Origin of the sequence: Roseococcus sp., from assembly GCF_965227005.1 — a bacterium.
Taxonomy (GTDB): domain Bacteria; phylum Pseudomonadota; class Alphaproteobacteria; order Acetobacterales; family Acetobacteraceae; genus Roseococcus.
This window is the reverse complement of the sequence record NZ_CBDDFJ010000010.1, coordinates 17,093-37,731: the sequence shown is the minus strand read 5'-3', so window position 1 is coordinate 37,731 and position 20,639 is coordinate 17,093. Positions and strand designations below refer to the sequence as shown.

At 69.2% G+C, this 20,639-nt stretch carries 21 protein-coding genes and 7 pseudogenes; 8 read left to right on the top strand and 20 right to left on the bottom strand.

The genetic code is table 11. The annotated features are described in order from the left end of the window. Window positions 1–8: 8 nt before the first annotated feature. The gene (locus ACO057_RS04980; RefSeq protein ID WP_421989245.1) at window positions 9–323 is read left to right on the top strand and encodes a hypothetical protein; all 315 of its coding nucleotides are present in this window, start codon (window positions 9–11) and stop codon (window positions 321–323) included. A gap of 22 nt (window positions 324–345) precedes the next feature. After that, window positions 346–720 (top strand): phage tail fiber protein, encoded by a 375-nt coding sequence (locus ACO057_RS04975; RefSeq protein ID WP_421989244.1) that lies wholly within the window; start codon window positions 346–348, stop codon window positions 718–720. A gap of 49 nt (window positions 721–769) precedes the next feature. Here ACO057_RS04975 and ACO057_RS04970 read toward each other — a convergent pair whose 3' ends face one another. After that, a complete protein-coding gene (locus ACO057_RS04970; protein ID WP_421989243.1) occupies window positions 770–967 on the bottom strand; it encodes a DUF2842 domain-containing protein in 198 nt (65 codons plus the stop codon). 139 nt (window positions 968–1,106) lie between these two features. Between ACO057_RS04970 and ACO057_RS04965 the strand changes: the two genes are divergently transcribed. Next, window positions 1,107–1,631, top strand: a complete 525-nt coding sequence (locus ACO057_RS04965) for an adenine phosphoribosyltransferase (protein ID WP_421989242.1) — start codon at window positions 1,107–1,109, stop codon at window positions 1,629–1,631. 157 nt (window positions 1,632–1,788) lie between these two features. Here the strand turns inward: ACO057_RS04965 and ACO057_RS04960 are convergent. After that, window positions 1,789–2,014, bottom strand: a pseudogene (locus ACO057_RS04960) (MerR family transcriptional regulator); the annotation flags it as partial. 38 nt (window positions 2,015–2,052) lie between these two features. Next, window positions 2,053–2,376, bottom strand: coding sequence for an integration host factor subunit alpha (locus tag ACO057_RS04955; RefSeq protein WP_421989241.1), 324 nt, complete (start codon window positions 2,374–2,376; stop codon window positions 2,053–2,055). A 210-nt stretch (window positions 2,377–2,586) separates the two neighbouring features. Here ACO057_RS04955 and ACO057_RS04950 point away from each other — a divergent pair, with 210 nt between their 5' ends. Further along, on the top strand, window positions 2,587–3,183 hold the full coding sequence (locus ACO057_RS04950; protein WP_421989240.1) for a hypothetical protein: 597 nt from the start codon (window positions 2,587–2,589) through the stop codon (window positions 3,181–3,183). Between the two features lies 1 nt (window position 3,184). Here ACO057_RS04950 and ACO057_RS04945 read toward each other — a convergent pair whose 3' ends face one another. Genes ACO057_RS04945 through ACO057_RS04935 form a run of 3 tightly spaced genes read right to left on the bottom strand, consistent with a single transcriptional unit; the run spans window position 3,185 to window position 6,224 of the window. Then, a complete protein-coding gene (locus tag ACO057_RS04945) occupies window positions 3,185–3,484 on the bottom strand; it encodes a hypothetical protein (RefSeq protein ID WP_421989239.1) in 300 nt (99 codons plus the stop codon). Window positions 3,485–3,494: 10 nt separating this feature from the next. Then, a complete protein-coding gene (locus ACO057_RS04940) occupies window positions 3,495–4,877 on the bottom strand; it encodes an MBOAT family O-acyltransferase (RefSeq protein WP_421989238.1) in 1,383 nt (460 codons plus the stop codon). Between the two features lie 3 nt (window positions 4,878–4,880). Further along, window positions 4,881–6,224, bottom strand: coding sequence for a GDSL-type esterase/lipase family protein (locus tag ACO057_RS04935; protein WP_421989237.1), 1,344 nt, complete (start codon window positions 6,222–6,224; stop codon window positions 4,881–4,883). Between the two features lie 110 nt (window positions 6,225–6,334). Between ACO057_RS04935 and ACO057_RS04930 the strand changes: the two genes are divergently transcribed. Next, window positions 6,335–7,090: a GDSL-type esterase/lipase family protein gene (locus ACO057_RS04930; RefSeq protein ID WP_421989236.1), complete on the top strand. Its 756-nt coding sequence runs from the start codon at window positions 6,335–6,337 to the stop codon at window positions 7,088–7,090. A 4-nt stretch (window positions 7,091–7,094) separates the two neighbouring features. Here ACO057_RS04930 and ACO057_RS04925 read toward each other — a convergent pair whose 3' ends face one another. The 14 genes and pseudogenes from ACO057_RS04925 to ACO057_RS04860 form a co-directional block, all read right to left on the bottom strand. After that, window positions 7,095–7,727 (bottom strand): aldolase, encoded by a 633-nt coding sequence (locus ACO057_RS04925; RefSeq protein ID WP_421989235.1) that lies wholly within the window; start codon window positions 7,725–7,727, stop codon window positions 7,095–7,097. A 66-nt stretch (window positions 7,728–7,793) separates the two neighbouring features. After that, on the bottom strand, window positions 7,794–8,654 hold the full coding sequence (locus ACO057_RS04920; RefSeq protein WP_421989234.1) for a GntP family permease: 861 nt from the start codon (window positions 8,652–8,654) through the stop codon (window positions 7,794–7,796). 109 nt (window positions 8,655–8,763) lie between these two features. Then, a pseudogene (locus tag ACO057_RS04915) lies at window positions 8,764–9,204 on the bottom strand (GntP family permease); the annotation flags it as partial. Between the two features lie 61 nt (window positions 9,205–9,265). Further along, window positions 9,266–9,604, bottom strand: a complete 339-nt coding sequence (locus tag ACO057_RS04910) for a hypothetical protein (RefSeq protein WP_421989358.1) — start codon at window positions 9,602–9,604, stop codon at window positions 9,266–9,268. A 142-nt stretch (window positions 9,605–9,746) separates the two neighbouring features. Then, a pseudogene (locus ACO057_RS04905) lies at window positions 9,747–10,226 on the bottom strand (NAD-dependent epimerase/dehydratase family protein); the annotation flags it as partial. Next, window positions 10,223–10,978, bottom strand: coding sequence for a DeoR family transcriptional regulator (locus tag ACO057_RS04900; RefSeq protein ID WP_421989233.1), 756 nt, complete (start codon window positions 10,976–10,978; stop codon window positions 10,223–10,225). The pseudogene ACO057_RS04905 and the gene ACO057_RS04900, both read right to left, overlap by 4 nt. Before the next feature lie 62 nt (window positions 10,979–11,040). Next, window positions 11,041–11,604, bottom strand: coding sequence for a hydroxypyruvate isomerase family protein (locus tag ACO057_RS04895; RefSeq protein WP_421989232.1), 564 nt, complete (start codon window positions 11,602–11,604; stop codon window positions 11,041–11,043). A gap of 229 nt (window positions 11,605–11,833) precedes the next feature. Further along, a pseudogene (otnK, locus tag ACO057_RS04890) lies at window positions 11,834–13,116 on the bottom strand (3-oxo-tetronate kinase). Beyond that, window positions 13,113–14,020 (bottom strand): annotated as a pseudogene (gene ltnD / locus ACO057_RS04885) (L-threonate dehydrogenase). Before ltnD ends, otnK begins: the two co-directional pseudogenes overlap by 4 nt. Window positions 14,021–14,309: 289 nt before the next feature. After that, a pseudogene (locus ACO057_RS04880) lies at window positions 14,310–15,267 on the bottom strand (beta-ketoacyl-ACP synthase III). 40 nt (window positions 15,268–15,307) lie between these two features. Continuing rightward, window positions 15,308–16,316 (bottom strand): annotated as a pseudogene (gene plsX / locus ACO057_RS04875) (phosphate acyltransferase PlsX); the annotation flags it as partial. Between the two features lie 101 nt (window positions 16,317–16,417). Beyond that, window positions 16,418–16,618 carry a 50S ribosomal protein L32 gene (rpmF, locus tag ACO057_RS04870; RefSeq protein WP_421989231.1) on the bottom strand — a complete coding sequence of 67 codons (201 nt, stop codon included), beginning with the start codon at window positions 16,616–16,618 and terminating at the stop codon, window positions 16,418–16,420. A gap of 115 nt (window positions 16,619–16,733) precedes the next feature. Continuing rightward, on the bottom strand, window positions 16,734–17,225 hold the full coding sequence (locus ACO057_RS04865; RefSeq protein ID WP_421989230.1) for a YceD family protein: 492 nt from the start codon (window positions 17,223–17,225) through the stop codon (window positions 16,734–16,736). Further along, the gene (locus ACO057_RS04860; RefSeq protein ID WP_421989229.1) at window positions 17,222–17,752 is read right to left on the bottom strand and encodes a ubiquinol-cytochrome C chaperone family protein; all 531 of its coding nucleotides are present in this window, start codon (window positions 17,750–17,752) and stop codon (window positions 17,222–17,224) included. Before ACO057_RS04860 ends, ACO057_RS04865 begins: the two co-directional genes overlap by 4 nt. 73 nt (window positions 17,753–17,825) lie before the next feature. On the opposite strand from ACO057_RS04860, the gene ACO057_RS04855 reads away from it, so the two are divergent. The 3 genes from ACO057_RS04855 to argF all read left to right on the top strand — a co-directional run bounded on the left by ACO057_RS04855 (window position 17,826) and on the right by argF (window position 20,635). Further along, on the top strand, window positions 17,826–18,386 hold the full coding sequence (locus tag ACO057_RS04855; RefSeq protein ID WP_421989228.1) for an outer membrane protein assembly factor BamE: 561 nt from the start codon (window positions 17,826–17,828) through the stop codon (window positions 18,384–18,386). A gap of 105 nt (window positions 18,387–18,491) precedes the next feature. After that, complete coding sequence (locus tag ACO057_RS04850) at window positions 18,492–19,694, top strand: aspartate aminotransferase family protein (RefSeq protein WP_421989227.1); 1,203 nt, start codon at window positions 18,492–18,494, stop codon at window positions 19,692–19,694. Next, window positions 19,691–20,635 carry an ornithine carbamoyltransferase gene (gene argF / locus ACO057_RS04845; protein ID WP_421989226.1) on the top strand — a complete coding sequence of 315 codons (945 nt, stop codon included), beginning with the start codon at window positions 19,691–19,693 and terminating at the stop codon, window positions 20,633–20,635. The genes ACO057_RS04850 and argF overlap by 4 nt, the downstream gene beginning before the upstream one ends. The last annotated feature ends 4 nt before the right edge of the window (window positions 20,636–20,639 follow it).

Here is a 20,639-nt window from a genome sequence, read left to right as displayed (position 1 = left end):
AGCAAGACATGGCCTTCCTGAAAGCCGTCGAGATCAACGAGACCGGCATCACCGCCGATTACTGGCGGCTGACGCATATCCAGTTCGACCGCGTGGCCGGCGTCGTGGAGGCGCAGCTGCACGGCTATCGCGACGAGGCCGCGCGGCGCGCCGGCAAGGCGCCGCTCCAGCGCATGGGCTTCCGCTTCGAGCAGACCGCCCTGGACGATCCGCGCCGCCTCGAGATCGACGACCTCTATCGGGCGATCCGCGCCCAGCCCGCCGGCATCGGCGCCGATGGCGAGGCGCTTCCCGCGCTCTTCGCCGCCGCCGCCGACATCTGACCCCCGCAGAAGGAAATCACCGATGAGCTCCATCACCGATTACGCCAAGAACGTCCTCGCGCGCGCCGTCTGCGGCCGCACGCCCGTGCTGCCGAGCGCAGTCTATCTCGCGCTCGGCACCGGCGGCAGCAACCCGACCGGCATCTCCGGCGAGCCCGTGGGCAGCGGCTATGCGCGCCAGCGCGTGACCTTCACCGGAACGGGCGTGCAGCAGAATGCCGAGGCGGTGCGCTTCACCTTCACGGCCGCGATGGGCACCTATTCGCATGTGGGCCTGTTCGACGCGGCCTCCAGCGGCAATGCCCTCACCTGGTCCGCCCTGAGCGCGCCGGTCGCGATCTCGGGCCCCGGCACGGTCACGATCAGCCCGGGCGGCATGACCATGACCGGCGACTGAGCCGGCCCGGGATTCTTTTCGTTGCCTCGGGGGGACGCCGGCCGGACCGTCAGCGGCGGTTCGCGCCAGCGCCCCATTTGATCAGCGAGATGGCCGGGAAAACCCAGAAAAATCCAGCAATGAAATAATATACAACTTGGATTGCCCAATGTTGATTCACAAAGAAGTCACCAATCTTGACGACAATGGCGATATAAATAAAAAATCCGACGATGCCGATCAGCATCGCGCTCTTGCCGCGTGACATGGGAGTGAAAGAACCTTCTCGGATTTCTTCGCCGTTTCGGCGGGAGGCAAGCTTGCGGGATACTGATCGGCAAGGCTAGTTTCGGCCCGCGATCCACGCGTCGGCGCCTCCGCGCCGCTCGCTCCATGCGAAGAAAGCCGTGACCGAGCAAGAACTCAAGTCCCACATCCGTGGCATCCCCGATTTCCCCAAGCCGGGGATCCTGTTTTACGACATCTCGACGCTGCTGCGGCACGGTCCGGCCTGGAAGGCCGCGATGGCCGCGATGGCCGCGCGCGTCACGCCCCACAAGCCCGACCTGCTGGCCGGCATCGAGAGCCGCGGCTTCCTGCTGGCGGCGCCACTGGCGCTGGAGCTCGGCCTCGGCTTCATCATGCTGCGCAAGCCGCGCAAGCTGCCCGGCCCCACCGTGGGCTACGACTACGCGCTCGAATACGGCACCGACCGGATCGAGATGCAGGCGGATGCGGTGCAGCCAGGCCAGCGCGTCGTGCTGCTGGACGACCTGCTCGCCACCGGCGGGACGATGGCGGCCGGCCTCGCTTTGCTGCAGCAGGCGGGCGCCGTCGTGCCGGCGGTGGCCGCGCTGATCGAGCTGACCTTCCTCGAAGGCCGCAAGAAGCTGAGCGTCCCGGTCGAGACGCTGCTCGCCTACGACGACTGATCGCCGCGTTGCGGGAGTGGCGCGGCGCGCCACTCCGCGCACCGGTTGACCGGCTAAAGCGTCTTCAGCTCCGCCGCGATCGCCTCCAGCTCCGCAAGCACCTGAGCCAACGCATTTTCTTCCGGCGGATCGCCCGGCGCCGGCTCCGGCTCGCCCTCGCTCAACAGGCGCTGCACGCCCTTGATCGTGTAGCCCTGCGTATAGAGAAGATCGGAAATGCGCTTGAGCAGAGCGAGGTCTTCGGGCCGGTAGTACCTGCGCCCGCCGCCGCGCTTAAGTGGCTTGAGTTGCGGGAACTTCGTCTCCCAGAAGCGCAGAACGTGCTGCGGCACGTTCAACTGGTCCGCCGCCTCGCTGATGGTCCGGAAGGCCTGCGCGGATTTGCGTGGCCGGGACCGATCCTCTAGATCGGGCAGCCCACTCACGCGCCGTCGGCCTTCAGGTCCTCGGCACTCACGGTCTCGCCGTTGATCCGGGCCTTGAGCACCTGGCTGGGCCGAAAGGTCAGCACGCGCCGCGGAAGGATAGGAACTTCCACGCCGGTCTTGGGATTGCGGCCGATCCGCTGTCCCTTCTGGCGAATCAGAAAGGTACCGAAGCCCGAGATCTTCACGGACTCGCCCGTTTCCAGCACGCCGGACACACGCTCCAGCACCGCCTCGAGCAAGGCGGCGGACTCGTTCCGGGACAATCCGACAGCCGCATAGATGGCCTCGGCAAGTCCCGAGCGCGTCAAGGTCTCCATGGCGTTGGTCTACCCTGCAAGTGCTTGAAGAGGCAGGAAAGCCGGGAAGAGCCCCTCACGTCAACCATGTTTTTCGATCCTGGCGGCGCGCTCAGCGCCCCAGCGGGGTCCGCCCAGAGGGGTCCGCTCGGGGGAGATTGCCCCCTTCATCGAAAATTCACCCGGGGAGTGCCAGCAAGCGGCAGGCCCCAGGAAGGAGTCACGACCACCATGCGCCCGCTCCACCGGACCCTCGCGGCCCTCAGTCTCTCCCTGGCCGCCATCCTGATCGCCCCTCCGGCCCGCGCCGCCGCCCCCGCCTGCCCCGATATCCTGCTCGGCGACAGCCTGGCCGTCGGCATGGGCCCCTATGCCCAGGCGCTCGGCTTCGAGGTGATCGCCCAGGGCGGCGCGGGCATCAGCTGGCTGCGCACCCAGGCGCCGCGCTGCGCCCGCCGGCTGGTCCTGGTCTTCGGCACCAACGACCTGCGCGGCATGAGCGCCGCCGAGGCCGAGGCCTACCCTTCCCGCATCGCCGAGGTCATGGCGAAATGGGACGCCGAGCAGGTGATCTGGGCCACGCCCGGCTGCTTCTCGCAGGACCATGCGATGGAGCGCAGCAGCGTCGCGCTGGACCGCGTGCTCGCCCAGGTCCGGCACCAAGCCTCGGACCTGTTGCGCGATCTTCCGGCGATCAATTCCGGCCGCCAGTCGCGCTGCAGCTTCCCCTCGCGCGACGGCATCCACCCCGCCACCGGCATGGCCTATCAGGCCTGGTGGACCAAGCTGGCCGAATTCCTCGGCCGCCATCCCCTCGCCGGCGCCTGATTCACCGCCCGGTAGCGAGCCTCTGGCGGATCGCATCCAGGGCCTGCGGGATGCCGAGGGCCGAAAGCGCATCGTTCCACGCATCCGCGACGGCGATGAGCGTCTCGGTCCCCGGCGCGACCGGCAGGCCGTAGGCCGCATCCACGATCGCGGCCGAGCGCCCCGCCAGCAGGATCAGCCAGACGATCGCGACCACGACCAGTGCCCCGCGCCAGGGGAGGGTCGCGGTTGCAGGCGAGAAGTCGTCCGGAACGCCGCGGCGGGGCGCGGTGCCGGGAGGGTTCAGCCAGGGTTGCTGCATCCGCGCCTCCTCAGAACTGGAAATAGATGAAGGGCGCCACGCCCTCGGGCCCGGCCAGCAGGATCGCCAGCAGGGCAAGGCCCAGGGCAAGGCCGAGCGCGGCCGGCGGCAGCGCGCGCAGCCGCGCCTCGATGCGCTCGCGCAGGTCGGGCGGCAGGAAGTGGATGGCGAGTCCCAGGGCGGCCAGCGCCGCGAGACGCCAGGTGACGGCCTCGCTGGGCAGTCCCTCGCCCAGCCCGGCGACCAGCGCCGCCACGGTTCCCAGATCCGGCGCGCGGAACAGCACGAAGGCCAGCATCACCACATGGAAGGTGATGAGCCAGCGCAGCAGGATCGCGCCCTTCGTGACCGGGCGCGCGCGGCCGCCCAAAGCGCGCTCAACCGCCAGCGCCACGCCGTGGATCGCGCCCCAGATCAGGAAGGTCCAGTTGGCGCCGTGCCAGATGCCGCCGAGCACCATGGTCGCCATCAGGTTGAAGCGCGTGCGCGCCTCGCTCCCCCGGCTGCCGCCCAGCGCGCGGATATAGAGATAGTCGCGCAGCCAGGTGGAGAGGGAGATGTGCCAGCGCCGCCAGAACTCGGAGAGCGAGACGGCCCGGAAGGGCTGGTCGAAATTCTTCGGGAAATGGAAGCCGAGCAGCGCCGCGAAGCCGATCGCCATGTCGGAATAGGCGGAGAAATCGCAGAAGATCTGGATGGTGTAGCCGTAGCAGGCCAGGACGATGTCCCAGGCGCCGTAGGCCGTCGGATCGCGGAAGACCGGATCGACGATGCCGGTCGCCAGCTCGTTGGCGACGACCATCTTCTTGAACAGCCCGCCCAGGATGAGGATCGCGGCCATCGCCACCGGGATGCGGGTGCGGTCCGGCAGGCTGCGCAGCTGCGGCAGGAAATGCGCGGCGCGCACGATGGGACCCGCCGCCAGATGCGGGAAGAAGGTCAGATAGACCAGCACGTTCAATGGGTTGGCCTCGACCTCGGCTTCACCCGAATGGACGTCGACCATGTAGGAGATGGCCTGGAAGCAGTAGAAGGAGATGCCGACGGGCAGCACCACCGCGAGGACGGGCGCGTCGAAACCAAGCTTCGCCACGATCTCCTGCAGGAAGAAATTCGCGTATTTGAAGTAGAACAGCCAGGCGAGCGTACCGGCCACGCCGATCCAGAGCGCGGGGCGCGATCGTCGCCGCGCCGCCGTCAGCCCCACCCCCCAGGTCCAGAGCCCGACGGCGATCAGCGCCGCGCAGAACTCCACGCTCCAGAAGGCGTAGAAGACGAGGTTGGCCGCCAGCAGGAACCAGCGGTCGAGCGCGGGCCGGACGCGCAGCAGCGTCCAATGCCCCAGGAAGACGGCCGCGAAGAAGAGCGCGAAGACGCCGGTCGGGAAAAGCACCGGTCAGGCGTTGCTGCGGCGCGGGCCCAGGCCCGTGCCACGCAGGATATGGGTGTGCAGCTTCTCGGCCGTGAGGCGGTAACCGTCGGGCGTGAAATGCACAAAGTCGGCGCGCATCAGCGGCGCATCGCCGCCGGCCAGGGCCTGAAGGCGGCAGGGGCTCTGCGTGACCTCGGCGCTCCAGTCGAAGAAGGCGATGTTCTCGCTCTGCGCCACCGCGCGCTGGGCGGCCCGCACGCGCGAGAGGGCGACCAGCGGCGTGGCGGCGGCGCAGCCCGTCGGCTGGCGCTGCGCGACCATGTGGCGGCCGCGACGGATCGGCGGCAGCCGCACCGGGCGGCCCGCATCGGGCACGCCCATCAGCAGGATACCGCTGCGCGGGAGGATCTGGCGCAGGCGCTGGATGTGGCGCGTGAGGGCCGCGGCATAGCCGGCCTCGTCGAATTCGGGATCGGTCGCCTCGTTGGTGCCGAATTCCAGGATGAGCAGCGCCGGCGGCCGCGCCGTCAGCTCGCGCCGCAGGATCTCGGGGTCGCGGTTGTCCAGGGTGGAGAGCGTGGCGCCGTTAATCCCGAAGGCCTCCACCAGCACGCCGCGGCCGCGCCGGTCCAGGCCCCAGCCGAGCAGCTCCACCTGGCCGTCGCCGACCAACTCGATCGCGATCTCGCGGCTGCCCGAGGGCACGTCGAGGAACATCGGGCGGAATTCGGGGCGGGCGGATTTCAGCGTCGCCGGGCCGATCCAGTTGCCATCCACCCGCAGGCGGAAGCTGCCGGCCTCAGGGCCCGCCATCAGCGAGAGATGGACCCGGTCGAAGCCCTCGAGTTCGTCGGAGCGCAGGGTGATGGTATCGCCCGCGCCCGAGCCGCTCAGCCGATAGCCGGTGAGACCGAAGGGGCCAGGCGAGGTGGAGCGCAGCGCGTTGCGCGCGGTCCATTCTCCGCTCTGGCCGATGGTGACGGCCGAGGGGTTGAAGTAGCGCTGCGACTTGCCCGGCGAGAGCCGCCCCACCCCCACCGCGCCGAAGCGCGACTGGAAGAGGCCGCGCAGGTGCTCGACCATCACCGGGCCGGCCGCGTGGCTGTCGCCGATCATCATCACGAGGGCGCGGGCATCGCGGTCGCCGCGCTGGATACCGCGCAGGGCGGCCCCGAGAGGCGCGAAGGGATCCCCGCCCCGGCTGACCGGCAGCAGGTCATTGAAGACGGGATCGGGCGCGGCCTGCGCGACGAAGATGGGATCCTGCCACGGCGGAAGATCCTCCGCGCCGCGCGGTGCGGAAGCGCCGCCCTGGCAGCCGGCGAGGCCGGCGCTGAGGAGCGAGATAAAACCTCGACGATTCAGCATTTCATAAGGCTCGGGACTTCATCACAGCCATGCCCGTGATATAGCTGGCTCCAGTTCATCTGTCCCCTCTCGGAGTGTACGGCGTGGCCGTCGGTTTCGATGACTTCCTGATGATTCGCCGACGTTTGGTCCTCAGCGCCATGACTTTGGGCAGCCTCGCCTTGCTCCCCCCGGCCGGAGTCGCCCGCGCGCAGCCCGCGCCCCCCGGGCCGGTGAAAATCCTCTTCTGCGGCGATTCCCTGGCGCAGGGCATGTTCCTCTCGCTGAACGGCGTGCTGCGCCGGCGCGCCGGGCTGCGCGCCGTCAACGGCACGCTGCACGCGACCGGCGTCACCCGCAGCGACGAGCACGACTGGCCGACCGCGGCGCGCGACCTGGTGGCGCGCAACCATCCCGACCTCGTGATCTTCTGGATCGGCGCGAACGACTTCCGCCCCCTCGTCGTGCGCGAGCAGCGCATCCGATTCGCCTTCGGCACCCAGGGTTTCGCCGAGGGCTATGCCCGCCGCGTGACCGAGATGGTGACGCCGGCCTTGGCCTCGGGCGCCAAGGTGGTCTGGTTCGGCCTGCCCAATATGCGCGGCGCGCAGATCGCCGAGGCGGCGCGGCAGCTCAACGAGATCCAGCAGAACGCCGTGGTCTCGGCCGGCGGCGTCTTCATCCCCACCTGGGACGCGACGAGCGACGCGGAGGGCCGCTTCCTGCCCAGCGTCCCGCTGGATCGCGGCGCTCGCGTCTTCCGCGCCGAGGACGGCGTGCACTTCACCGACTGGGGCTACCGGCGCATCGCCGCGCTCTTCTTCGACGACGTGGATCACTACTTCCCGGAGATGGCCCAGAGCCTGGGTCGCCTCGGCGACGGCTGATCCCTCAGCCGAAGGTGCGCAGCAGGTCGTCGATCTGGTCGTCCGTCAGCCGCCGGGCCGCCTGGCCGCGCAGCATCAGGTCCAGTTTAGCCGCCTCCTCCAGCTCCTCCGCGGCATAGACCGCATCGAGCAGCGTCCTGCCGCTGACCACCGGCCCGTGATTGGCCAGCAGCATCGCGCGGGCCTCCTTCGCCGCCTGGTGGATGTCGTTCTCCATGGCCGCATCGCCGGGGCGATAATAGCGGATGACCGGCAGGGTCCGCCCGACGCGCATGACGAAATAGGGCGTGAGCGAAGCGATCGGCATCGCCTCGCCCGGCGCGGCCAGGCAGCCGATGGCCGTCGCGCAGGTGGAATGCAGATGCACTACAGCACCGGCCTCGGGCCGCGCGGTCAGCACGGCGCGATGCAGGAAGACCTCCTTGGAGGGCTTGTCGCCGCCGATATGGTTCCAGTCCGCATCCAGCCGGCTGATGCGCGCCGCCTGCAACCGGCCCAGGCTGGAATTGGTGGGGGTGATCAGATAGCCGTCGCCCAGCCGGACGCTGATATTGCCGGCGCTGCCGACCGAGTAGCCCCGGGCGAAAAGGCTGGCGCCGAGCTCCACGAGCTGCGCGCGCAATTCGGTCTCGGTCATGATGTCGCTCCTCGCAAAAAAATGGGGGCGCCATGACGGCGCCCCCCGTATCGGGTCTTTGGAAGGTCAGCCGAAGATGGCGTTGGCGATCAGCAGGGTGACGAGGCAGGTCGCCCAGGCGATCGTGGTCGGAATAGACCAGACCAGCATCTGATGCTTGGCGCTCTTCACGCCGAGGATGCGGTTGATGACCCAGAAGTAGCTGTCGTTGAAATAGCCGAAGACCATCGAACCGATGGCCGCCGCCTGAGCGGCGAAGACCATGTTCACGCCCGGGATCTGCGCCAGGATGGGGGCGGAGATCGAGGCGGCGGTGATCATGGCGACCGTGCCGCTGCCCTGGATGAGCCGCACCAGCGTCGCGATGACGAAGGGGATCAGCACGGCCGGCAGCGGAAGCGTCGAGACCCACTGGCCGATATAGGTGCCGGTGCCGCTGTCGCGCAGCACGGCGCCCAGCGCGCCGCCGGCGCCGGTGACCAGCATGATGATGCCGGCCGCCTCGACGCCCTTCTCCATCTCGGCGATGCTGCCCTCGCGGCTCAGCTTACCGGCCAGGCCATAGACGGCGATGATCACGCCGATCCCGACCGCGATCACCGGATTGCCGATGAAGGCGCTGACCTGCACCAGCGGGTGGGCCGCCATGCCCCGGTCGCCGCTGGCGGTAACGATGCCGGCGACGACGGTGTTGATGAAGATCAGCACGATCGGCACGAGGATCGGCATCATGGACAGCCACAGCGGCGGCAGGTCCTTTTCGCGCGCGGCGGCCTCTTCCTTGAACTGGGCGAAGGCTTCCTTGTTGGTGAAGGTCTCGCCGGTGTCGCGTTCGATCATCGCCTCGATGCGCGGGCCCATGACACGGGCATAGAGCACGACGGCGAAGGTTGCCGGGATGGTCAGCACCACGCCCCAGAAGATCATCAGGCCGATATCGACGTTGAAGATGCCGGCCGCGCCCCAGCGGGCCGGGGGTCGGCGGCACCGCGTGATGGGTCAGCATCAGGCCGCCGGCCAGGGCGATGCCCAGGGTGAGCACCGAGCGCCCCGTCTTGCGCGACAACGCACGCACCAGCGGGTTGAGGATGACGAAGGCGCTGTCGCAGAAGATCGGGATGGAGACGATGTAGCCGGTGGCCATCATCGCCCATTCCTCCTTCTTCTCGCCCAGCCAGCGGACCAGGGTGACGGCGAGGCGCTCGGCCGCGCCCGAGATCTCGAGGATGCGCCCCATCATCACGCCGAAGCCGATGACCAGGCCGATGGTGGAAAGAGTGGAGCCAAAGCCCGTGGTGATCGACTTCACCACGCCATCGGGCGCCATGCCGGCGGAAAGCCCGGCGATGGACGCGGCGATGACCAGCGCCACGATGGCGTGGATCTTGGTGCGCAGCACGAGGAAAATGAGCAAGGCGATTCCGAAGGCCAGGCCCACAATGGCCCCCGGCCCAACCGCGGTGGCGGCAGCGTTCATCAAACTATCCAATCTTGTCGTGGCAAATCATCGCCGGCTGCGGTGCCCGGCGGGTCAGTTGTCAGTGGGTGAATTCGTCCTTGTACTGGCGCACCGCGGCGTCGAAGTCGGCATCGCGGACGAAGCCCATCGCCAGCGGCCTGGACACGTCGAAATCGCCCGGCCAGGAGCAGACGATGTCGATCACGCGCTGCTCCGGCAGCTCGGTCACCAGGGCGCGCGGGCCAGCGCCGCCGATGCGCTCCAGGCTCGCCAGCATCTCCGCCACGGTGACGCAGAGGCCGGGCAGGTTCATCGTGCGCCAGACGCCGATGGCCGCGCCGTCGACCGCGATGGCGTGCACGAGATTGGCCACCGCCGCATCGGGCGAGGACAGCCACATCCGGGTCGAAAGCGGCACCGGGCAGGTCGCGGCAATACCGTTCAGCGGCTCGCGGATGATGCCCCGAGGCGAAGGACGAGGCAGCGGAATTGGGCTTGCCCGGGCGCACCGAGATGGTCGGCAGGCGGCAGACGCGCCCGTCCACGAAGCCCTTGCGCGAATAGTCATTGACCAGGAACTCGCCGATCGCCTTCTGCGCGCCATAGGTCGAGGCCGGCTGCAGGCCGAGGCTCTCGGGCACCACATCGGGCATCGGCCCGCCATAGACGGCAAGCGAGCTGGTGAAGATGAAGCGCGGGCAGCTGCCGGCGGCGCGGGCTGCCTCCAGCAAAGCGCGGGTGCCGTCGACATTGACCCTCATGGCCAGGTCGAAATCCTGCTCCGAACCGCCGCTGAGCACCGCCGCCAGATGATAGACGCCCACCGTGTCGGGACCGATGATCGACTTCGCGAAAGCCGCATCCGCGATGTCGCCGACGATGGAGGCGACGCGCGGATCCTGCACGGGGCATTCGCCCAGATCGACCGAGACGATGCCCTCGAAGGCCGGCACCCCGTCCTTGCCGCCGCCATGGGCGAGCAGCGCGCGGATGACGCGGCTGCCGAGGAATCCGGCGCCGCCGGTGACGATGATCTTCATGCCGTGATGCTTCCCATATTCTTCGCGTTGACGGTTCCGGCCTCGGCGGGGACGAGGTGCAGCGCGATGCCACGCTCCTCGATCGCCAGGCGCACGCCATCCGGCAGGCCGGAATCGGTGATGATGGCGGAAAGGCTTTCCATCGGGATCGCGTTGAAGGTGCCGATCAGCCCGTATTTGCTGCTGTCGGTCACCAGCACGCTGCGCGCCGCGCTCTGCGCGATGGCCCGCTTGACCGCGACCTTGTTCGCCGCCGGGGTGGAGACGCCGCGCAGGCCAAAGGAGGAGGTGGAGACGAAGGCGATGTCGAAGTTGAAGCGGCGGATCGCCTCGGCCGCGGCGTCGCCGACGCAGGACTGGTTCTCGCGCTCCACCTCGCCGCCGGTGTGATGGAGCCGGCAGCGGGAGTCGCGCGTGAGGAAGGCGGCGATGACGAAGTCGTTGGTGACGACGGCGATATCGCTGCGCCCGGCCAAGGCGCGGGCGATCTCCAGCGTGGTGGTGCCGGCGTCGAGATAGACGACGGCATTGGGCGGCACCATCTCCGCCGCGCGGCGCCCGATCGCGACCTTCTGCGCATGCGCCATCACCGATTTGGTGACGTGCGAGGGCTCGAAGGAGATCCGTTCGGGCAGGCTGATGCCGCCGGCCACCGTGGTCACCCGCCCCTCGCGCTCGAGCTGCTGGATGTCGCGGCGCACGGTCATGTGCGACACGGCCAGCAGCTCGGTCAGCTCGGCGATGCTGAGCACGCCGCGATCCGCGAGGGCGCGCGACGATCAGGGTCTGACGCTCGGCGGGGATCATGGCCGGCTCAGCGCGCCTTGTAGGGGGCGAACCAGCCCAGCCCGGCCGTCGTCTCGCCGCGCGGGTTGTATTCGCAGCCGATCCAGCCCTCGTAGCCGGCGGCGTCCAGCACGGCGAAGAGATGCGGGTAGTTCAGCTCACCCTCGTCGGGCTCGTGCCGCTCGGGGACCGAGGCGATCTGAACATGGGCGAACCTGCCGCCCATCTTGCCGATCAGCTTGGTGAGGTCGCCGTCCATGATCTGCGCGTGGTAGAGGTCCAGCTGCACCGAGACATTCGGCCGGCCCACGCGCTCGACCAGGGCCACGGCCTCCAGCTGATGGGCGATGAAATAGCCGGGCATGTTGCGGCTGTTGATCGGCTCGACCAGCAGGGTGATGCCGTGCGGCGCCAGGGCATCGGCGGCGAAGCGGAAGTTCTCGACGAAGGTCGCCTCGCAGGCCGCGCGGTCCATCCCGGCGGTGAGGCCGGACATGGCGTGCAGCGTCCTGCAGCCCAGCGCCCTGGCATAGGTGATGGCGATGGCGACGTTGTCGCGGAATTCCTGCTCTCGGCCGGGGATGGCGGCCATGCCGCGCTCGCCCGCATTCCAGTCGCCCGGGCGGCATGTTGAACAGCGCCTGGGACGAGGCCGGCCTCGCGCAGCTTGCCGGCGACGACCTCGGGCGGGTGCTCATAGGGGAAGAGGAATTCGACGGCGCCGAAGCCCGCCTTCGCGGCCGCGGCGAAGCGGTCCAGGAAGGGCAGCTCGGTGAACATCATCGACAGGTTGGCGGCGAATTTGGGCATGTTGATTCTCCTCAGGCCGCGAGATTCTGCGCGTCGAAGAAGAAGCGCTCCTGGCCGAAATTGCCGGATTTGAGCGCCAGCGACAGCGGCTTGCCGACCGCCCGCACCCAGGGCACGCCCGGCGCGATCTGCGGCCCGATGTGGAAGCCGCCGATGCCCAGCGACTGCGTCACGATGCCAGAGGTCTCGCCGCCGGCCACGATGAACTGATCGAAGCCCTCCGCCTGAAGCAGCTGCGCGAGCCGGCCGAAGGTGGCTTCCACCGCCGCGCTGGCGGCCACGCCTCCGAATGCCTGCTGCATCTCCTTGAGACCCTCGGGCGTGGTGGTCGCATAGACCATGGGCGCGAGGCCCTCCGCGGACTGCGCGCGAACCCAGCCGGCGAGCTCGGCGGCATAGCCGGCATCGGCGATGCAGCGCTCGACCGAGATCACCGACGAGGGCGCGGCCTCGCGATAGGCCGCGACCTGCGCATTGGTCATCTGCGAGCAGGAGCCCGAGAGCACCACCGCGCGGCCCCTGGCCGGCTTGCCCTCGCGCGCGGCGGCGGCGGCATCGCCGTCCCTGCCCCAGGCGCGCGCCATGCCGTCGGCCAGGCCCGAGCCGCCGGTCACCAGCGTCATGCCGGCGACCGCCTGGCCCATCACCACCAGATGCGCGTCGTTCAGCGCGTCCAGCACGGCGTAGCGCAAGCCCTGGGCCTTCAGCGCCTCGAGCGCCGCGCGCACGGCATCGGGGCCCTGGTCCATGACCGAGCTGGGAACATTGCCGGTCCTGCCCCTGGGACTGGGCGTCCATCAGGCGCATCAGATTGGCGTCGGTCATCGGCGTGACCGGGGTGGTGGCGCATGCCGGATTCATCCAGCGGCACGCCATTCACGAAGAGATAGCCGTTGTAGATCGTGCGGCCATTCACCGGCAGCACGGGGCAGATGACCGTGAAGTCCTCGTCCAGCGCGGCCAGCAGCGCGTCGGTCACGGGGCCGATATTGCCCTGGGGCGTGCTGTCGAAGGTCGAGCAGTATTTGAAGAAGAATTGCGGGCAGTCGCGCGCACGCAGCCAGTCCAGGGCGGCGAGGCTCTGCGACACGGCCTCGTCCACCGCGCAGGACCGGGTCTTGAGGCTGATCACCACGGCATCGACGTCGATGGCCAGATCGGCCGGCGGCACGCCGTTGAGCTGCACGGTGCGCAGGCCGTTGGCGACCAGGAAGCCGGCGATGTCGGTGGCGCCCGTGAAGTCGTCGGCGATGACGCCCAGGCGGAGGGAGTTCGGACCGAGGCTCGCGCTCACTTCTTCACGCCCGGAAGCTCGATGCCCGCGAAGGTCTTGATGACCGCGGCATCGTCCCTCGCGGCCGAAGCCGGCATTGCTGGCATTGGCGAACATCGTATAGGCCGTGCTGGCGAGCGGCAGCGGGAAGCCGAGCGACAGCGCGGTCTCGGCCACCAGGCGCAGGTCCTTCACGAAGATGTCGACGGCCGAATGCGGCGTGTAGTCGCCATCGACCACATGCTTCATGCGGTTCTCGAACATCCAGCTGTTGCCGGCGGCGTTGGTCACCACCTCGTACATGGTGTCGAGGGGAATGCCGGCGCGGGCCGCCAGCGCCATCGCCTCGGCCCCGGCCGCGATATGCACGCCGGCCAGGAGCTGGTGGACGATCTTCACCGTGGCGCCCAGGCCGATCTCCTCGCCGATGCGATAGACCTTGCCGGCGACGGCATCGAGAACGGGCGACAGCCGGTCGAAGGCCGCAGGAGCGCCCGAGGCCATGACGGTCATCTGCCCTGCCGCCGCCTTCACCGCGCCGCCCGAGACGGGCGCGTCCAGCACCAGCAGCCCGAAGGGCTCCAGCCCGGCGGCGATGGATTTCGCATCGGCGGCCGAGATGGTGGCCGAGACCATGACGCCCGTGCCGGGGCGCAGCTTCGCCGCGAGACCGTTCTCGCCGAAGAGCACCGCCTTGCACTGGGCCGCATTGACCACCAGCAGCAGCACGGCGTCGAGCTCACCGGCGAAGGCCGCGGCGTCCGGACCGCAGGCGGCGGCGGCCGGCATCCTTGAGCGACTGGCAGGCCGAGGGGGTGAGATCGGTACCGTAGGTTGTGAGCCCGGCGGCGATGCAGGACCGCGCGGCCCCCATCCCCATGGAGCCCAGACCCACCACGCAGACGCTGTAGTCGTTCTTTGTCATGATGCTCTTGATGTGAAGATTTGATCGGATAACCCGGCTTACCCGTGCTTAGGCCGTCTTTTTCGCAATGAAAAGGCAGACGATGCACATAATTTCACATAAATGCATCATGAAGCATAAATAGACCGCCACGCATTGCGCGGCGGCGAGGGCAAGCTTGCGGAGATCGGGGGGAGCGCGTCGAACGGCAGGCGCGATGGCGTATCAGGGCCCTCGGCCCCGGATTTCTGGAATTCGAGTCAGTCCTGCGCCGGCGGGGCGCTCCAGAAGGGGCCCCAGGCCCCTCGCCTCAGAAGCGGACCAGCGCCGCGCCCCAGGTCAGCCCGCCGCCGATCGCCTCGAGCAGCACGAGGTCGCCCGGGCGGATCCGCCCGTCGCCCACGGCTTCCGCCAGGGCCAGCGGCACCGAGGCCGCCGAGGTATTGGCGTGCCGGTCCACCGTCTTCACCACGCGGTCCGGCGCCAGCCCCAGCTTGCGGCCCATCGCGTCGATGATGCGGATATTCGCCTGGTGCGGCACCAGCCAGTTCACCTCGGCCTTGTCTATGCCGTTCGCGGTCAGCGCCTCGTCCACCGCGGCGGAAAGCTTGTTCACGGCCTGGCGGAAGACGAGGTTGCCCGCCATCTTCAGCGGCCCGGTCGTGCCCTCGACATAGAGGATGCCCGACTGGCGGCCATCCGCATGCAGATGCGTGGACAGCACGCCGCGATCGCCCGGCCCGTCCTCGGCCCGCAGAACCACCGCGCCCCGCGCCGTCGCCGAAGAGCACGCAGGTGGAGCGGTCGGTCCAGTCGAGGATGCGCGAATAGACCTCGCTGCCCGACGACCAGCATGCAGCGGGCCTGGCCCGCGCGGATCATCGCATCGGCGATCGAGAGCGCGTAGATGAAGCCCGTGCAGGCCGCCGAGACGTCGAAGGCGAAGCCCCGCGTCATGCCGATGGCGGCCTGGATATGCGCGCCCGTCGAGGGGAAGGCGTTTGTCCGGCGTGGAAGTCGCGCAGACGATGCCGTCCACCTCGGAGGCGTCGATGCCCGCCTGGGCCAGCGCGCGGCGCGAGGCCCTCCGCGCCCAGCGAGGTCGCGCTGTCATCCGGGCCGGCGAGATGGCGCTGGCGGATGCCGCTGCGCTCGCGGATCCATTCGTCGCTGGTGTCCAGCCCGTACTTCGCCGCCAGCGCATCGTTGTCGAGCACGTTGGAAGGCAGATAACCGCCGCAGCCGGCGATCACGGAACGAAGGGCCAAGGCGGGTCAGTCCTGCTGGGCGGCGATCGAGGGCGCTGCATCGGGAAGGACGACGGGCGCGGGGGGTCGCTGCGAGGCGAGAGAGGCTCTCGCGGATGGTGGCGGTGAAGCCGTGGGTCACCATGTCCATGGCGACGTCGACCGCGTGGGCGAAGCCGGTGGCGTCGGTGCCGCCATGCGACTTCACGACGACGCCGTTGAGCCCGAGCAGGATGGCGCCGTTGTAGCGGCGGGGGGTCCATCCATTCGCGCAGCCGCTCCATCGCCGGGCGGGCGAGCAGATAGCCCATCCGCGCGGGGATCGAGGAGGTGAAGGCCTGCTTGAGCAGCGTGCTCATCAGCTTGTAGACGCCCTCGCCGGTCTTGAGCGCGACATTGCCGGTGAAGCCGTCCGTCACGACGACGTCGACCGTGCCGGTCGAGATGTCGTGGCCTTCGACGAAGCCGTGGAAATTCAGTCCGGCATGGCTCGAGCGCAGCGTCTCGGCGGCCTCGCGGACGCGGTCGTCGCCCTTCAGCTCCTCGGAGCCGACATTGAGCAGACCGATGGTGGGACTCGGCAGGCCGAGCACGGCGCGTGCGAAGGCATCGCCCATGATGGCGAATTCGATCAGGTTGCGCGCATCGCATTGCACATTGGCGCCGAGGTCGAGCATGACCACGTCGCCGCGCAGCGAGGGCGCGATGGCGGCAAGCGCGGGCCGGCTGATCTCCGGCATGGTCTTGATGACGATCTTGGCCAGCGCCATCAGCGCGCCGGTATTGCCGGCCGAGACGACGCCCGCGGCCTCGCCCTGCGCCACGGCGTCGATCGCCAGGCGCATGGAAGACTTCCGGCCCTGGCGCAGCGCCTGGGTCGGTTTCATATCGCCGGGAATGGCGTCGGGCGCATGGCGGATGACGCAGGCCTTCGCGGCGCGCGGCCGGCTGGCCAGCGCCGCGCGCAGACGCGCCTCGTCCCCCACGAGCAGGAACTGCGCCTGGGGGTGCCGCTCGGCAGCAAGCTCCAGCCCGTCGAGCACGCAATCCGGCGCGTGATCCCCACCCATCGCGTCGATGGCCAGGGAAAAGCGCCGAAGGCCCCCTTCGGCGGGCGCCGCGATATTCACCGACGGTTGCTCACCACTTCGGGCGCCCCGCTGCGTGTCGCTCAGAGGCGAACCACGCCCTTCAGCGCGTCGGCAGCCGCAACCTCACGACCATCGTAATGGCCGCAGGCGGAGCAGACGTGATGCGGGCGCTTGAGCTCACCGCAGTTGGAGCACTCCAGATGTGCTTCCTTGGCGACCGCGTCGTGGCTGCGGCGCATGCCCATACGGGAGGGCGAGACTTTTTTCTTAGGGACGGCCATTGAGCCAGCCTTTCAACACGGTCAGAGGGGCGATTGCCCAAGCGGGAGCCACCGCGGCGGTCATGCAGCGGCAGGGAGGCGGCGATTAGCACCCAACCTCCCCAGGGCGCAACAGTCAGGGGCGCTTGAGCTTCAACAGGGCTGCAAAGGGGCCATGCGCTTCCTGTTCGCCGACGAGCTGCGAGAGCTCGGCGCCGGGGGCGCGGGGATATGGATCGATGGCCAGCGAGAGCTGCTGGGCCAAGGCCTCGCCGAGATCGGCCGCGCCCTGCTCGGATTCGATGTCGTCGGGATCGTCCTCGCCGTCGGAGGGCTCCATGCCCGTGGGCAGCAGGCGCCAGGCGACCGCCTCGCTCACCGACTGGCGCACGGGCGCCAGGGTGACCCCGCACTCCTGCTCCAGCTCCGCCGTCAGCTGTCCGGTGACGAGGATCGCGCGCTCCACGTCGGGCACAAGGCGCAGCTCGGCGGAGAAGGCATGGAGGGCCAGGAGGCCCAGCCGGCGGGCCAGGGCCTCGCGCTCGGCCGGGTTCGCCGCCAGGCGAAGGCCCTGCCCGCCGGAGGGCACCTGGGCGAGGATCACGCTGTGGCTGAATTCGGGGGTCATGCGAAATGCACCTTTCCGGCGAGCATGGCGGCGACCGGCTGGCCGGCCAGGACGGCATCGGCCTGCATCACGTGGCGGGCCAGGGTCGCGGGCGCCCCTTCGGGCGCGGCTTCCTTCACCCAGACGTTGCGCTCCAGCGCGGCGGCGAGGTTTTCGACATCACCGGCGGCCAGGGCCTCGGCATAGGCCTGCGCCCGGCCATGGAAGCCTTCCCAGAGCATCTTCACCCGCTTGCCGACGGTCATGTCGCCAATGCCCATCTCGCGCAGGTTCACGTCCATATCGGCGAACATGGCGTCGAAGACGGCCTGGGCGAGCTGGTCGGCGGTCTTGTCGCCCTCGGCGCGCAGGCGGCGGATGAGCAGGGCGGCGTGGAGCGAGACCAGCTCGAATCGGCCCGCCGAGGTGTCGGGCACGCCGATCCGGGCGTAGAAATGGGGCTCGCGGGCCGCCGCCACGGCCGCGCCGTAAAGGACGAAGCCGGTCCTCTCATGGCGAGGGCGGCGTAGGAGGCCGAAAAGGCCCATGATGGGAAGCTTCCTGCTAGGGCGGCCGAAGCGCGCATTGACCGCAACGGCCGGGTGTCGTTAATCCCGGCACATGGCCCGACAAATCGCCTTGGTCAACATCCGAAATCCCCTGCTGGCCGCGCTGCTCCTGGCCGCGCCGGCGCTGGCCGGCTGCAGCTATCTGCCGCCCGCGCCCGAGCGGCCGCGCAACGTCTTCGCGACCCCGATCGTGCCGCGCGGCCATGCCGTCTCGGAAGAGCTGGTCCAGCAGATTACCCCGGGCGTGACGACGCGCACGGACGTGCAGGCGCTGCTCGGCAGCCCCAGCCAGACCAGCACCTTCACCGACGACAACTGGTATTACTTCAGCAGCACCACGCGCCTGCGCCCCGCCCAGACGCTGGCCGTGCGCGACCAGCGCGTGCTGGCGATCACCTTCAACGCGCAGGGCACCGTCTCGGGCGTGCGCGAAATCGGCCAGGCCGACATGCCGAGCGTGAGCTTCGTGACGCGCGAGACGCCGACGCCGGGCAACGAGCGCAGCATCCTGCAGTCGCTCTTCGGCAATGTCGGCCGCCTCAATGCCGGCCCCACCGGCGCGGGCGGCGACATCGTCCCGACCGGTGGCCCGACCCCGAATACGGGCCGGTAACGCAGCCCCTTCCGGCGAAAGGGTTGATTTCCGCCGCTTTTGCGTCAAACTGGAGGTTTCCCCCCGCATTCTGTGAGGGGAATGACTCCAGAGGAGCGCTGAAGCGTGATCCCCGCCCTGATGCCGACCTACAACCGTGCCGATCTCGCCTTTGAGCGGGGTGACGGTGCCTATGTGTGGACGGAAGACGGTCGACGATTCCTCGACTTCGGCTCCGGCATCGCCACCAGCTCGCTCGGCCATGCGCATCCGCATCTGGTGAAGACCATCGCCGATCAGGTGGCGAAGGTCATGCATGTGAGCAACCTCTACCGCGTGCCCCAGGCGGAGAAGCTGGCCGCGCGGCATGTGGCCAACTCCTTCGCGGACAGCGTGTTCTTCGCCAATTCGGGCGCCGAGGCGAATGAGGGCATGGTCAAGGCCGTGCGCAAGTATCACGCCGAGAACGGCCATCCGGAGAAGTTCCGCATCATCTGCTTCGAGGGCGCCTTCCACGGCCGCACCCTCGCCATGCTGAGCGCGACCGGCAACGAGAAGTACCTCGCCGGCTTCGGCCCGGCGGTCGAGGGCTTCGACCATGTGCCCTTCGGCAACATGAACGCGTTGCGCGACGCCATCACGCCCGCGACGGGCGGCATCATGATCGAGCCGATCCAGGGCGAGGGCGGCGTCCGCCCGGCGGACCTCCGCTTCCTGCGCGAACTCCGCGCGGTCTGCGACGAGTTCGGGCTGCTGCTCGCGCTCGACGAGGTGCAGACCGGCATGGGTCGCTCGGGCAAGCTCTGGGCGCATCAGTGGGCCGGCATCGAGCCGGACGTCATGAGCTCGGCCAAGGGCATCGGCGGCGGCTTCCCGCTTGGCGCCGTCCTGGCCAAGGAGAAGGTCGCCAAGCACCTTAAGCCCGGCACGCACGGCACCACCTATGGCGGCAGCCCGCTGGCCTGCTCGGCCGGCAATGCCGTGCTCGACGTGGTGCTGGCGGACGGCTTCCTAGCCCAGGTGGACCGCGTGGCGCGCTACCTCTGGACGGGGCTGGAGGCGCTGGCCGCCCGCCATCCGCGTGTCGCCGAGGGCGTGCAGGGCGCGGGGCTGCTCGTCGGTCTCAAGCTGCGTCCCGAGGTTTCGAACGGCGACATGCAGACCGCCTGCGTGGCCGAGGGTCTGCTCACCGTCGCCGCGGGGATGAACGTGCTGCGGGTCGCCCCGCCGCTCATCATCACCGAGACGCAGGTCGACGAGGCCCTGGCCATGATGGACCGCGCCTGCGTGAAGCTCACGCCGGCCAAGACGCCGGCCCTGGCCAAGTGAGCGCCGTGCTCAAGCCCATCGAGGGAAGTGGCGCGCCGCGCCACTTCCTGGAACTGATGGACCACGACGCCTCGACCCTGCGACGCATGCTCGACCTGGGTTCCCGCGCCAAGCGCGGGGATCTGGCGGGCAAGCCGCTCGCCGGCAAGCACATCGCCATGATCTTCGAGAAGCCCTCGACGCGCACGCGCGTCAGCTTCGAAGTCGGCATCCGCCAGCTCGGCGGAGACGTCGTGACGCTGTCCAGCAAGGACACCCAGCTGGGCCGCGGCGAGACGCCGGCCGATACGGCGCGCGTGCTGTCCCGCTACGTGGATGCGATCATCTTGCGCACCGACCGCGTCTCCAAGATGCGCGAGCTGGCGGAATACGCGACGGTGCCGGTCATCAACGGCCTCACCGACGTGTCGCATCCCTGCCAGCTCATGGCCGACGTGATGACCTTCGAGGAGCATCGCGGCCCCATCGCCGGGCAGACGGTCGCCTGGACGGGCGACGGCAACAACGTCGCCCAGAGCTTCATCCAGGCCGCGGCGCGCTTCGACTTCACGCTCAACATCGCGACCCCGCCGGAGCTGGCGCCGGATCCCGGCCTGATCGGTTGGGCTCGCAGCCAGGGCGCGCGCGTGGTGCTGACTAACAGCCCGCAGGACGCCGTGGCGGGAGCGCGCTGCGTCGTGACCGACACCTGGGTCTCGATGAGCGACGACAAGACCAGCGCGCGCCAGCGCCACAACATGCTGGCACCGTATCAGGTGAACAAGGCGCTGCTCGGCCACGCCGCGCCGGACGCCATCGTGATGCACTGCCTGCCGGCGCATCGCGGCGAGGAGATCACCGACGAGGTGATGGACGGGCCGCAGAGCGTGGTCTTCGACGAGGCCGAGAACCGGCTGCATGCGCAGAAGGGCGTGCTGCTCTGGGCGCTCGGGCTGGCTTAGGCGA

What these genes read in the sequence shown, in the direction of transcription:
- ACO057_RS04980 (WP_421989245.1), top strand. Translation starts at nt 9, where the DNA reads ATGGCCTTCCTGAAAGCCGTCGAGATCAACGAGACCGGCATCACCGCC.
- ACO057_RS04975 (WP_421989244.1), top strand. Translation starts at nt 346, where the DNA reads ATGAGCTCCATCACCGATTACGCCAAGAACGTCCTCGCGCGCGCCGTC.
- ACO057_RS04970 (WP_421989243.1), bottom strand. Translation starts at nt 967, where the DNA reads ATGTCACGCGGCAAGAGCGCGATGCTGATCGGCATCGTCGGATTTTTT.
- ACO057_RS04955 (WP_421989241.1), bottom strand. Translation starts at nt 2,376, where the DNA reads ATGGAGACCTTGACGCGCTCGGGACTTGCCGAGGCCATCTATGCGGCT.
- ACO057_RS04950 (WP_421989240.1), top strand. Translation starts at nt 2,587, where the DNA reads ATGCGCCCGCTCCACCGGACCCTCGCGGCCCTCAGTCTCTCCCTGGCC.
- ACO057_RS04945 (WP_421989239.1), bottom strand. Translation starts at nt 3,484, where the DNA reads ATGCAGCAACCCTGGCTGAACCCTCCCGGCACCGCGCCCCGCCGCGGC.
- ACO057_RS04935 (WP_421989237.1), bottom strand. Translation starts at nt 6,224, where the DNA reads ATGCTGAATCGTCGAGGTTTTATCTCGCTCCTCAGCGCCGGCCTCGCC.
- ACO057_RS04930 (WP_421989236.1), top strand. Translation starts at nt 6,335, where the DNA reads ATGATTCGCCGACGTTTGGTCCTCAGCGCCATGACTTTGGGCAGCCTC.
- ACO057_RS04925 (WP_421989235.1), bottom strand. Translation starts at nt 7,727, where the DNA reads ATGACCGAGACCGAATTGCGCGCGCAGCTCGTGGAGCTCGGCGCCAGC.
- ACO057_RS04920 (WP_421989234.1), bottom strand. Translation starts at nt 8,654, where the DNA reads ATGATCTTCTGGGGCGTGGTGCTGACCATCCCGGCAACCTTCGCCGTC.
- ACO057_RS04895 (WP_421989232.1), bottom strand. Translation starts at nt 11,604, where the DNA reads ATGGCCGCCATCCCCGGCCGAGAGCAGGAATTCCGCGACAACGTCGCC.
- rpmF (WP_421989231.1), bottom strand. Translation starts at nt 16,618, where the DNA reads ATGGCCGTCCCTAAGAAAAAAGTCTCGCCCTCCCGTATGGGCATGCGC.
- ACO057_RS04865 (WP_421989230.1), bottom strand. Translation starts at nt 17,225, where the DNA reads ATGACCCCCGAATTCAGCCACAGCGTGATCCTCGCCCAGGTGCCCTCC.
- ACO057_RS04860 (WP_421989229.1), bottom strand. Translation starts at nt 17,752, where the DNA reads ATGGGCCTTTTCGGCCTCCTACGCCGCCCTCGCCATGAGAGGACCGGC.
- ACO057_RS04855 (WP_421989228.1), top strand. Translation starts at nt 17,826, where the DNA reads ATGGCCCGACAAATCGCCTTGGTCAACATCCGAAATCCCCTGCTGGCC.